At 72.0% G+C, this 336-nt stretch carries 1 pseudogene; it reads right to left on the bottom strand.

Features of this window, described 5'->3' with window-relative positions:
- Nucleotides 1-336 (bottom strand): annotated as a pseudogene (locus EN851_RS34840) (alanine--tRNA ligase); the annotation flags it as partial.

The following is a 336-nucleotide window of genomic DNA, read 5'->3' as shown; positions in this document are numbered from 1 at the left end:
CTTCTTGCCGGCATCGGCAAGCGGCTTCAGGTCCTTCGGCGCGACGCCGCTGACCGCCTTGCCGAGGAAGCCGACGCCGGCTACCGTCTCATTGGCGCCCGGCGCATCGGCAACGGCCGTGCCGCCACCGAGCGCCAGTTTCTTGCGTGCCTCGGCAAGATCCTTCTCGAGCTTCTTGCGCTCCCCGAGCAGCGTCTCGACGCGCGCCGGCACGTCGGCCGGCGAGATCTTCAAAGTCGCCGCCGCGGCCTTCAGCCGCTTGTCCTGCTCGTCGAGGTGCCTGCGCGCCGCCTCGCCGGTCAGCGCCGCGATACGGCGCACCCCGGCGGCCACCGC

Source organism: Mesorhizobium sp. M8A.F.Ca.ET.208.01.1.1, assembly GCF_004791315.1.
In the GTDB taxonomy this organism is placed as follows: Bacteria; Pseudomonadota; Alphaproteobacteria; order Rhizobiales; family Rhizobiaceae; genus Mesorhizobium.
The sequence above is the reverse complement of the archived record's forward strand: the minus strand, read 5'-3'. Positions and strand labels throughout refer to the sequence as shown.